This is a genomic window from Sphingomonas sp. OK281, assembly GCF_900115295.1.
Taxonomy (GTDB): domain Bacteria; phylum Pseudomonadota; class Alphaproteobacteria; order Sphingomonadales; family Sphingomonadaceae; genus Sphingomonas.
This window is the reverse complement of record NZ_FOVZ01000001.1, coordinates 1412168-1424740: the sequence shown is the minus strand read 5'-3', so window position 1 is coordinate 1424740 and position 12573 is coordinate 1412168. Positions and strand designations below refer to the sequence as shown.

The window sequence follows — 12573 nt, the reverse complement described above, 5'->3', positions numbered from 1 at the left end:
GAGGCGAAGAAGAATACAACTTTGCCGGCGTCATTGCGTACAGGGCTCAGGTACAACGCGTTCCAGAACGCAGATCCATCCTTTCGATAGTTTAGGAGGTCCACGGCAATGTCGGTCTGGGCGTCGATTGCCTGACGCACTTTAGCCACCTGCTCTCGGTCGGTGCCGGGACCCTGCAGGAAGCGGCAGTTACGGCCAATGATTTCACTTCGGTCGTAGCCCGACAGCGTTTGAAAGGCTTCGTTGCAGAAGACGATCGGGTTATCGGTCTGCGCGGGGTCCGTAATAACCATAGGCATTCGGGTAGCTCGAACAGCCGCAGCAAAAGGGTCCGCTCGTCCGTGCTCGTAATCAAGCGCTTCCGTCAGATGCCAATCGTCCCGCTGCTTCATCACGCCTCCGTGGAGCGTGCCGACCAGCCGAACTCCGTGCCGGGACTAAATCGTTTTGATCGGCTTCCGTTCCGCTGAGAGATCGAGTTCGTCTCACTAAGGCATGACCATTGGGCGGCATGGCTCGCGCGTAGAAAGGCTCTTTGAGTTCGAAAATCGGCGACCCGTCTGCAGGCTGGAAGCTGAACGAATGGCAGACATGGGGAAAGCTGAAATGGCTCGTGAGTGTCCGCTTGTGGGTCATTGCGCAGTTTTTAAGCGATCGGAGCGGGACTGGGCGGGCTCGACCGGTAACGGGAAGGCTATTGCCGGGGTCTCTCTAACCGCTTTCCGCGGGTCGACCGAGGTATCTGGCATATCAAAACGAGTAGGAGAATGGTTCATTCTGAATCCTAGTTCGGCTCACACAGCCTCAGCCACGAATGTTATTAACTATCTAAAACCTAAAGATTCCATCTTACGCCAAACATCTGTCTTGTAAATTTATGAACTTCGAATGTAATATAACTTAAGACAGTAGGCGGGGCGTAAATGACTACAGGCTCAGCCAAGCGAGCGAACGGCAGATCTTGTCCCCGGCCCGCCATATGGGGCGCGGCATTCACCGGCGTCGTTCTGCTATCCACGGCCGCAACGGCACAGGTTTCATCGCCCGCCGATCAGGAACAGGCCCGTATCCGCGCGCAGCAGCAGGCGGCGGAACGGGCAGCGCGGGAGGCAGCGCCCGTCGCGACGATCGAGCGTGCCGCACCGGCGCCGCTAGGGGCTTTCCCGGTGGAGGCCAGCTGCTTCACGGTGCGCGATATCGTCGTCGAGAATGCCGGACGCGCCAAGCTGCGATGGGTGGCGGGGTTCGTCGCGCAGTATCGTGGGCGGTGCGTCGGAACAGCGGGTCTCGATTACATCATCCGCAGCCTGCAGGGCGCGTTCATCGAGCATGGGCTGGTGACGACGCGCGCGGGCCTGCCCGAACAGGATCTCGCGAGCGGCACGCTGCGCATCGTCGTGGTGCCGGGCATCGTCGAGGGCATTCGCGTCAACAAAACCGCACATACCAAAATATGGGGCCGCGCGACGCCGGTCGGACGCGGCGACCTGCTCGATCTGCGCGCGCTGGAACAGGGGCTGGAGCAGATGCGCAGCGTTCCCGGTCGAACCGTCGCCGTCGATATCGTCCCGGGGGATGCGCCGGGCCAATCGGTCCTCGACGTCAAGGTCGATCAGGGGCGGCCGATCGCCGGATCTCTGTCAATCAATAACTTCGCCGGCGAACGGGTCGGCCGCTATCAGGGCTCGGCGCAGATCGCCGAACTCGGGCAGTTGGGGTTCTCGGAGGTCATCAGCGCCTATTATAATCGCCGGACGGACTCGCCGGGCATTCCCGCCGATAGCCGCGGCATAGGTGGCGCAATCTCCGTGCCCGCCGGGTGGTGGACGTTCAACGCGAGCGGATCCGCCAATCGCTACAGCCAGACCGTCGTCGGCGAAGTCAGCAGTTTCGGGACGCGCGGCACGCTCGATCGGGTCGCGATCGGCGCCGAGCGGGTTCTCTACCGCAATCAGACGGCGAAGGATTCGATCAGTTTCGGGCTGGCGCGGCGATGGGGTCGCAACTTCATCAACGACGTCGAGATCGGCATCCAGCGTCAGGATCTCACCGACCTCGAAGTGCAGCTGATCGATCGCCGCACGTTCGGCGCGGCGCGGTTCGACGGGTCGGTGGGCGTCCGGTTCGGTCTGGGCATCCTCGGCGCGCAGAAGCAGCCGGACGATCGGCCCGATGCGCTGCCGAGCGCGCGCTACCGGATCGTCAGCGCGGATTTCGGGTTGTCCGTGCCCCTGGGGCAAGGCTTCATCGACGGCTACCGTGCGGAGTTTCATGGGCAGGTCAGCGACCGGAACCTGTTCGGCTCCGACCTCATCCAGATCGGCGGTCCGTACACGATCCGTGGCCTGGATACCGATACGGCGGAACTGGGGCGTGACGGCTTCTATCTCCGGCAGGAGCTAGGCGCCAAAATTACCGATGGGTTCCGTCCGTATGTTCTGTTCGACATGGGCGAGGTCCGCAAGGGGACCGGCGCGCGCGGCGGCGCCGGCCTCGGGCTAAGGGCGCGGCGCGGGCCGTTCTTCGTCGACGTCTTCGGGGCGCGTCCGGTGTTCGGGCGCCAGATCCCCAATCGCAACCGCGTTCGGTTCGGCCTTTCCGCCGGGGTAGGATTTTGAGCATGACCAAGCTGACCTTCGCCGTGCTGCGTCGTCGGATGCGTTCGGCCAGCGCGCTGTCTCCGCTCGGCGGCGGCGCGGGTCTCGCGGCGCTGCTGCTGGTCGCGACGGTGCCGGCACGGGGCCAGGACGGCGGCGCCCCGGCGGCGAATCCGGTCGTCCCGGTACCGGGTGGTGCGACGCATCTCGATTACGGCGCGAACGGCGTGCCGGTGGTCAAGATCGCGACACCGGACGCCAACGGCACCAGCTACAACCGCTATCAGGCGTTCAACGTCGACGCGCGCGGCGTGGTCCTCAACAACAGCGACAAGATCGTCCAGAGCCGGCTCGCCGGCTATATCGACGGCAACGCGCAGCTCAAGGCGTCGGGCGGGGCGTCGCTGATCATCAACGAAGTGGTCGCTGCCAATCCGTCGAGCCTGCGCGGCTACATAGAAGTCGCCGGCAAGACCGCCGATCTGGTGCTCGCCAATCCCTACGGGATCTCGTGCAACGGTTGCGGCTTCGTCAACGCGCCGCGCGTGACACTGGCGGCGGCGCAGCCCTTGGTCGACGGCGCCGGCGCGCTTAGCGGATTCCGGACGGCGACCGGCACGATCGACGTGTCCGGCAGCGGGCTCGACGCGACGAACGCGCGGCTCGACCTGTTCGCGCGCGCCGTCTCGATCAACGCCGGCCTCTATGCGGATACCGTGACCGCCAGCCTCGGCGCAGGCGATATCACGCGCGACGGCAACATCGTGGTGGTCGGGCAGCGCACCGCAGCACAGCCGAACCAGCCCACTTTCGCGCTCGACGTGGCGGCGCTCGGCGGGATGTATGCGCGGTCGATCAAGCTGATCGGCACCGAGCGCGGGCTCGGCGTCAACGTCGCAGGCGATCTCGCTGGCCTCGAACAGGGCGTGACGCTGTCGTTCGACGGCAGGATATCGGTGCCTGGCGCGATCACGGCGAAGACCGCCGTCGCGATCGAGACTACCGGTGCGCTCGACGTCGCCGGCCAGATCTACGGCGAAGGCACGACGACGCTCAACGGCGCGAGCCTGACGGGCAACGGCCTGATCGGCAGTGGTAGCGACCTTACGATCACGACCAGCGCGCTGAGCGGCGGTGGCACGCTTGCTGCCGGGCTGACCCGCGACGGACGTGTCACGCAGGCTGGCACGTTGCGCCTCGATGTCGGCGGTGCGGCGGCGCTGACGGGGCGGGTGCTGGCGCGCGATGCCGTGTCGCTGACGGCCGGCAGCATCGTGAACCGGGGACTCGCGAGCGGCGGGACGCTGACGTTGCGCACCGCGACGCTCGACAACAGGGGTGGCACGATCGACGCGCTGACGGCGCTCGACGCGCAGTCTGGCGCGGTCGCCAATGTCGGCGGCGTGATTCAGTCGGGCGGGGCTCTGACGCTCACCGGCAGCAGCCTGGCCAACGAGCGTGGCGCGGTATTGGCCCTCGGCAGCGGCGCGCTGAAGCTGGGCTTCACCGGCGCGATCGGCGGCAGCGGCGGGCAGATCGGCGGCAACGGCGATGTGTCGGTCACGGCCGGTTCGCTCGGCATCGATGGTCCGACCGGCAGCATCACGGCGACCAAGGCGCTCGATGTCAATGTCGACGGCGATTTCGCGATCACCGGCAGGGGTCTCGTCGCGGGTGGCGGGGCTACTACCGCCAATGTCGGCGGCGTGCTCGGCGTCACCGAAGGCGGCTTGCAGGGCGGCAGCGCTCTGGTCGTGCGAGCTGGCTCCGTCACGATCGGCAGTGGTGGCCAGGTCAGCGGTGGCAGCGTGACTGCCGACACGCTTGACGCGGTGACGAACGCCGGCCTGATCGCGAGCGTGGGTCGCGTCGACCTGACCGCGGCCAGTCTGGCGAACACCGGCACGATTTCGGGCAAGGGCGGCACGAGCGTTAAGGCTGCGGGCCTTTTCGCGCAGGACGGTCTGGTTGCGTCCGACGGCGCTATCGACATAAACGCCGGAGCCTTCATCTCGCGTGGCGGCACGGTCGAAGCAGGGGGCGCGCTCGGCGTCTCGGCCGGATCGGTGGCGCTCGATCGCACCAGCCTGACCGCGCTCGGATCGGGCACGCTGACGCTGGCGAGCCGGGGCGCCTTGACCGCAGCGGGAACGCGCATCGGCAGCAACGGCGCCGTCGCGATCGGCGCCACGACGCTGGCGCTCACCGACAGCCGGATCACCGCGCTTGGTGCGCTCGCGCTCGATGCGACAGCGGGCGATCTGGCGTTCGGCAGCGGCGCGACGATCGAGAATGGCGGCGACCTGACGCTGACCGCGACGGGCAGGCTGAGCCACGCTGCGGACATCGTCGGTCGCGGACAGAATCTGACGCTGCGCGCGGCGACGATCGACAACCGCGGCGGTGCGATCCTGCATCTTGGTACCGGCACGCTCGCGCTGACCGGAACCGGTGCGATCGACAATAGCGGCGGTCGGATCGCGACCAATGGCGCGCTGTCGCTGATCGCCGGCACGTTCGCCAACACCGGTGGCACGCTCACCTCGGCGGGTGGCGCCGGGCTTACGATCGCCAGCGATCTGGCGAACGAGAATGGCCTGATTGCGGCAGGAAGCGGCCTCACGCTTCGGGCCGGTGCGACCCGCAACGCCGGAGGGTCGATCGAGGCCGCCGGCCCGCTGGACGTGCGTCTTGCCGCGCTCGACGGCGGCACGCTCGTTGCGACCGGTTCAGCTGGAACGCTGACGCTCGACGTTCGCGATGCGATCAGCGGATCGGTCCTGGTCGGTGCCGCCACTGATGCGACCGTCACCGCGAGTTCGCTCAACCTCGCCGGCGGGTCGCGCCTGACCGCGGGCGGAACGCTGACGGTCGGCGCGCGCGATGGCGCCATTGCGTTGGCGGGGGGCACGCTCGATGCAGCAAAGCTCAAGCTGACCGCCGCGCGGGCAATCCTCACGGGTAATGGCGGGCTTATCCAGTCGACCGGCACGACGACGATCGCGGCGGACTCGCTGATCACGACCGGCGGTCGCGTCGTCGCAGGTGGGCAGCTCGATGTGACCGCGAGCGCGCTTGATAATCGCAACGGTTTGCTGGCGTCGGGCACCGATGGCGCGACCTTTACCGTCAATACGCTGGCCAACGACCGCGGGACATTGGGCGGAGACGGATCGGTCGTCTTGACAGCAACGAGCGTCGATAATGGCGCCGGGACGCTCGCCGCGGGAGGCGATCTGACGCTATCGACGGCAAGCCTCGTCAACGCCACCGGCGGCCAGATCTGGGCGGACCGCGATGCGCGGGTGACCGCGACGGGGATGCTCGCCAACCGCGGGAGCATCGCCGCCGCCCGCGATTTGATCGCGAATGTTGGCACGCTCGATGGCGGCAGCGGCGCCGGCGCGGGCACGCTCGCCGGCGGCCGACTGCTCGATATCACGTCGGGCGGCGGCACGTTAGGGCGGCTGGTCGCGCCGACCGCGCTGACGCTCGGCATCGCCGGCGACATGACCAACGCCGCCAGCGAGACGATCGCGACGCAGGGGGCGCTGACGCTCAACATCGGCGGCAGCTTCACCAACGCGGGCACGGTCCAGGGTGGCACCGCGATCGGGATCGCCACGGGCGGGGCCATCGCCAACCAGGCCGGCGGCACGATCATCGCGCCGACGCTGACGCTGACTGCGGGCACGACGTTCGAGAACCAGGGGCTCCTCAACGGCGGGGCTGTGTCGGCGACCGCCGCACAGATCGCCAATGGTGGCGCGATCTTTGGCGACAGCGTCGCGCTGTCCGGTACGGGCGGCATCGTCAACGCGGGCGACAGCGCGGTGATCGCCACCCGGGGCGGACTCCTGTCGCTCTCGAGCGGCGGCGATATCGTCAACCGCGATGGCGCACTGCTCTACAGCCTCGGCAATCTGGCCGTCACCGGCGTCGGCGGCACTGGTCGGGCAGGCTCGCTGCAGAACCTGTCCTCGGACATTCAGGCGCAGGGCAGCATCGCGATCGCTGCTACCCGTCTGCTCAACGACCGCAGCGTGTTCACGACCGAAGAGGCGCTGCTCTCTACCCGCCACGTCGAGGACGAGGATCGGCGCGACCGCGAGCACCGCACGGTCACCGAGTTCGACGAGACGGTCAAGGACACCCGCGTCACAGCGGACAGCGGTGCAGCTCGTATCATCGGCGGGAACATCGGAATCGACGCTGCCAGCGTCGTCAACCACCTTTCCGCGATAAGCGCATCAGGCAATCTGAACGTCGGCGCCGCGACTGTGACGAACACGGCCTTCACCGGCTACAACACCACGACGCAGGTCGGCACGATCAAGGACGAGAAGCGCAACTGCTTCCTGTTCATCTGCGGCGACTGGGACACGCGCTCGACGACGCCGTTCACCAGCGTCGACGCGCTCCCGACCTTCACCATTCCCTCGACCATCACAGCGGCTGGAACGCTGACGATCGACGCGGTGAGCATCGACAATCTCGTCCTGGTTCCGGGTGGCGGCACCGCCGACATCTTCGCCGCGAGCGCGCGGCCCGGTGCCGTGACGGCCGGTGGCGCCGTCGCTGTTGTGACCACGGGCGCGGTAGTCGCACCGGGCGGCGCGCCCGGCGTGATCGCCGGCACCGCGATCGATCCGACCTTTGGATTCGCAGTGAAACCGCCGACTGATCGCGCGAGCGGTGGTGCGGGCAGTGCGACGCTCGATCTGGGCGGACTGTTCCAGTTCGCCAGCTCGAGCTCGCAGGTGCTGGTCCAGGCGGACCCGCGGTTCAACAATTACGACACCTTCCTCTCGAGCGACTATTTCCTCGACAAGCTCGGCTATGATCCGTCGCGCGTGCAGCGCCGGCTCGGCGACGGGCTCTACGAGCAGCAGCTGATCGCGAACCAGCTTGTCGCGCTGGTCGGCGCGCAGCGGCTGATCGGCTATGGCGACAACCAGGGTCAGTATCGTGCGCTGCTCGATGCGGGGGCGACCTTCGCAAAGACATACAATCTGGCGCTCGGTGTCTCGCTGTCGCCGACGCAGATGGCAACGCTGACCAGCGACATCGTGCTGCTCGTGGAGACCATTGTGCAGACCCCGTCGGGGCCGCAGACGGTGCTCGCGCCGCGCGTATACCTGACTAAGGCCGCAGCCGGCGATCTGACCAGCGGCGGCGCGATCATCGCCGGGCGCGATATCCAGCTGCGCGCATCGGACTCGCTGACCAATGCGGGCGTCATCCGTGCGAGCGCCAGCGGCACGCTGGTAGGCGGCACGATCGTCAACAGCGGTCGGCTCGATCTGGGCAGCCGCGGTATCGTCTCCGCGGCCGGCGACCTGATCGACCGTGGCGGTACGATCACCGGCGGCGACCTGACGCTGGCGGCGGGTCGCGATCTGACGCTCGCTCCGGTTGCGACGACGCGCACCGTCGCCACGCGCTATTATGCCGGACGCTCGGATCAGCAGGTCTCGCTGACGACCACCACGACCAATCGCGGCAGCGATATCGCTGCTACCGGGAACCTCGATCTGCTGGCGGGACGGACGCTGTCCGTCACCGGCGCGAGCGCGGCGGCAGGCGGCAATCTGGTCGCCTCAGCGGGGCAGAACATCGTGATCGGCAGTGCGACCGACAGCGGCACCGCGTTCGCGATCGGTCGCGAAGGCAAGACGCAGTTCAAGCAGACCCAGTCGGAACGCAGCAACGTCCTGTCGGATCTGAGTGCGGGCGGCAACGTCACGATGGCGACGCCGGGTGCGCTGACGGTGAACGGCGGCACGATCACGGCCGGCCGCGCGCTCACCCTCGACGCAGGCAGCATCGGCGTGACCGGCGTGGTCGACAGCACGCAGCTTCAACGCGACACACTGAAGAAGTCGGGCGGTTTCCTGTCCTCTACCAAAACCACCACGACCTATAACGGCACCGATCAGAGCGTCGTCGCGTCGACGCTGTCGGGCAACACTGTCGCGCTGGGCAGCACGGGTGACACGCGGATCGCCGGATCAAACGTCGTCGCGGACAATGGCGTGTCGATCGCCGCGGGTGGCGCGATCGACGTCGGCACGCTGACCGCGACCGACACCGAGGCGCAATCGACACGCGTCAAGAAGAGCGGGCTGTCGATCGGTGGCGGCGGCCTGTTCCTGGGCGTCGCCAAGAACCGCAACGACGTGAACACCACTAGCATCACGAACACCGGCTCGCTGATCGGATCGACCGCGGGCGACGTGACGCTCGACGCCGGTCGCGCGCTGACCGTGACCGGCAGCCAGGTGACCGGCACCGGTCTCACCCGGCTGACCGGCGAGAGCGTCGCGATCCGCAATGCGACCGACGTGACGACCACCGACACGCTCAACAAATCGTCGAGCATCGGCATCAGCGTCGGCGCGCAGAGCCCCGTGCTCAGCGGCTTGCAGGGCGTACGCGATTCAGGCCGCATCCTCGGCAACGCCAATACGAACGCGCGAACGAGCGCAGTGGCCGGACTCGCAGGCGGACTGGCCGCCTACAACGCCGCGGATGCGCTCAAGGGTGGCATCACCAACCTCGCTGCGGTCGGCGTCAGCTTCGGCGTATCGAGCAGCAAGGCGACCTCGAACACGCGCGACGAGACCAACGTCGCCAGCCGGATCGCCGGCAACGACGTGGCGATCGCGGCGCGCGGCGCAGGTCCAGCCTCGACGATCGCGGTCCAGGGCAGCCAGATCGACGCGACGCGCGACCTGACGCTGTCGGCGCCCGGCGCGATCACGCTGCGCTCCGCGACCGAGACCGACACTCTGGCACAGAAGAACAGCTCGTCCGGCTTCTCCGTCGGGGTAGACTTCGGCCTGGCCGGCGGCGTGACTCCCAACGCGTCGTTCAACACGAGCAAAGGCAATGCGTCGGGCACCGACGTGCGCCACGCCGAGACGACGCTGACCGCGGGCCGCGACCTGACGATCAACACCGGCGGCGCGCTGACGCTGCAGGGTGCGCAGGTCGCCGGCGAGCGCGTGGCGGTGGATGCCGCGAGCCTCGCCATCCGCAGCGAGCAGGACACGTCGACCTACGCGTCGAAGCAGAATGGCTTCGGCCTGTCGGTGCAGGCGCCTGTCGGCGGCGCGGCCGGCATCGCGGGCAACCTGTCGCGCGAACGGCAGAACGGCGACTTCACGAGCGTCGCCGAGCAGTCCGGCATCTACGCCGGTGCGCGCGGCTATGACCTCAACGTGAGGGGCAACACCGACCTCGTCGGCGGGGTGATCGCGAGCGACGCGCCAGCGGAAGCGAACCGGCTGTCAACCGGCACGCTGACCGCCAGCGATCTCGCCAACCGCGAGCGCTACAGCGCCAATTCGCTTAGCATCGGCGGCGGGCTGGGCAACATCGGCAAGAACGGCAGCGGCCAGGCGGATGCGTCGGGCGCCAACCCGGTCGCAGGCATACGCACCGGCATCGGCACGGTCAGCGCAACCCCGCCGGCCGCGTTGGGGGCGAAGGGCAGCCAGTCGGGCACGACGCTATCCGGAATCGCGCCGGGGATGATCGACATCAGCAGCGGCGACGCGGCGAGCAGCAACGTGGCGGCGATGATCGGCCGCAACACCTTGAGCGCGAACGCCGGCGCGCTGACGCAACAATACGACGCGAACAAGCGCGAGGAGATCGCGCTTGGCTTCGCCGCCGCGGGCCAGCTGGCGAACCAGACGGGCACGTTCCTGACCGAACAGGGCCGCAAGGCGGACCAGTGGACGAAGGCCAACCCCGATGCCGCGCCCACGGAAAATCCCTACGCAACCTGGACGGCGGGCGGCACCGGGCGATTGGTGCTGACCGCGCTGAACGGCGCGGCGGGAAGCAACGTCACTGGATCGCTCGGAGGGCTGGTACAGGCAAGTGCGGTAAACGTGCTGCAAGGGTTGGGAACGCAGCAGGTCAAGGCGCTCGTCGATGCGCTGCCGACGAGCACCTACGGTTCGGAAACCGGCCGCGAAGCGACACGTAGCGCGCTTCAGGCACTGACCGCGTGCGCGGGAAGCGTCGCGGGCGGATCGGGTGCCTGTGGCGGCGCAGCGCTCGGCGCGGCGGGGAGTGTGGTGCTCAACAACCTTCTCAGCGTCGGCACGAGCACTGCAACCGATGCCGATGGACGGCCGCTCAGCGCCATCGATCAACAGGGACGCAATACCCTGATTGCGACGATCGTCGCCGGCATCGCCTCCGGCGCAGGCCTTGATGCTAACGCCGCCGTCACTTCGGCTTCGATCGAAACGTCCAACAATGCGACGACCCGCACCCGCTACGGCGCGGTGTGCGTCGCAGGTACCACGAGCGGGTGCAGCCCGCTGACGGTCGAGCAAATGCTGGTGCGGGATCCTAAGACGTGGGCGCCGGTGCTCAAAAGCATTTCGAGGGCGCTCGGCAGCGGCGACAAGAACGCGATCGCGGAGATTTACATGCAGCTCGCGTCAGACGCGGCGGCGACCGGCCAGGCGATCACCGACACCCAGGTAGCAAACGGGGTCGCCGCCTATACACAGCGACAGGGTACTGGCGATCAATTGGCCTCCGCGCTTAACGGCGTCCCGTCGGACGTTCGCCCGGGTGTCGAGAGCGACCTTTCCTGGTTGATGCCGTCTGCTTCCCTCGACAATCCGCTAACGTGGTTGGGCGCCTACGCAACGTCCGGCCTGCCTTCGAACACACAGTCCGATCTGCTCGTCACCAGCCTCACCGGTCTCGAAACCTTCCGTCAGGCGGGCATCGGTGTGGGGTCCGGGTTGAAGAGTTCGGCGGTTGGCGCGGTAAACGGCGCCTACGCGCTCGGCCAGTTCGCCTACGACAGTTCGGCAATCGGGCGAATCCTCAATCCCGGCGCTGCCGAGCGCGATGCGGAAGCATTGGGCAACGGGCTGCTCGGCCTGCCCGGCGCCATCGCTCAGGGCATCGACAATTGCCTCGTCAACAACGCAACAGCAGCGTGCACCTCAGGAGCGACCCAAGGGCTCGTTGCCATCGGTAGCGGGCCCGCCGCCGAGTTCGCAGCGGGGCGCATCGTCGGGCTGGCGGGCGACGCTCGGGGGTTTGTCGGCGCTCGGATCACCGCTCGCGGGGTTGAGGACGCGGCGATCAATCGTGCTGCCATCGATGCGCTGTCGCCAGCCAACGCTGGAATGGTCGTCAAGCCTATGGCCGCCGCAGAAAGTGCCCTCGGTCGAGCGAGTCCGCTCTCTACCGGATTGGGTGATTTCAAGGGCACGTACACTGGTCTCGTAAAGGTTGGTAAAGCCGGGCCATTACAGAGCAATTTGGCGGAAACGTTTTCCGGTGGACGATATGACGTCGTTACGCTCACGCAAGATACGATCTTGTATCGTGCAGGAACTGCCGATCAACCCTTAGGGCAATTCTTCAGCCGAGCCGAGGCTCAGGGCGTATTGCAAACCCGTATTGATAGTGCGGTTCCGCCCACTTGGCCGAACGGCGCGACTTCGCCTCTAGACACCTCTTTCGCTGTCAAAATTCCTGCCGGGACCGAGGTTTATGTCGGTAAGATCGGAAGCCAAGGAAGTCTGTATGCCGGCGGCGCGGATCAAATAGTTGTGGTCAAGCCCTGGATCGTCAAGGGTGTTGAGGTAGTAGGAAGAAAGCCGATAAAATGAGCGTAATTGATAGACTATCCTATATTTTGAAACGCATGAGCCAATTGGCTCGGCAGGGTAATTCCGACCACGTCGGAGCGTCGCTCGATCGTGCCGCCGGGAATTTGGAGCGCGATTTTCACGAAGGGGTGAGTGCCATCATTGGCATGTATGGAGGTATGGGGTCGCTCAACGACGTGATTCTCTACGAGGCGGGGCAACCTCAATTTCAAGAAAATGAGGAGTTCGACGCGCTAAGGTCTGAATTGTACGAACTATGTCAGAATAGTCGTAATTGAGTATATTGCGTTGCCGCAAAAGTGGCATCGACGTGGCCACGT

Annotated in this window: 4 protein-coding genes; 3 read left to right on the top strand and 1 reads right to left on the bottom strand. The window is 66.6% G+C overall.

The genetic code is table 11. The annotated features are described in order from the left end of the window. Positions 1-392, bottom strand: a 392-nt coding sequence (locus tag BM244_RS06175) for a PAS domain-containing protein (RefSeq protein WP_139226874.1), incomplete at its 3' end; no start/stop codon positions are given. A 531-nt stretch (positions 393-923) separates the two neighbouring features. On the opposite strand from BM244_RS06175, the gene BM244_RS06170 reads away from it, so the two are divergent. Genes BM244_RS06170 through BM244_RS06160 form a run of 3 tightly spaced genes read left to right on the top strand, consistent with a single transcriptional unit; the run spans position 924 to position 12531 of the window. Beyond that, entirely contained in the window at positions 924-2618 is a 1695-nt protein-coding gene (locus BM244_RS06170) for a ShlB/FhaC/HecB family hemolysin secretion/activation protein (protein ID WP_093397988.1), read from the top strand. Between the two features lie 2 nt (positions 2619-2620). Further along, a complete protein-coding gene (locus BM244_RS06165) occupies positions 2621-12253 on the top strand; it encodes a two-partner secretion domain-containing protein (RefSeq protein WP_093397987.1) in 9633 nt (3210 codons plus the stop codon). After that, entirely contained in the window at positions 12250-12531 is a 282-nt protein-coding gene (locus BM244_RS06160) for a DUF6966 domain-containing protein (protein WP_056052378.1), read from the top strand. Before BM244_RS06165 ends, BM244_RS06160 begins: the two co-directional genes overlap by 4 nt. The last annotated feature ends 42 nt before the right edge of the window (positions 12532-12573 follow it).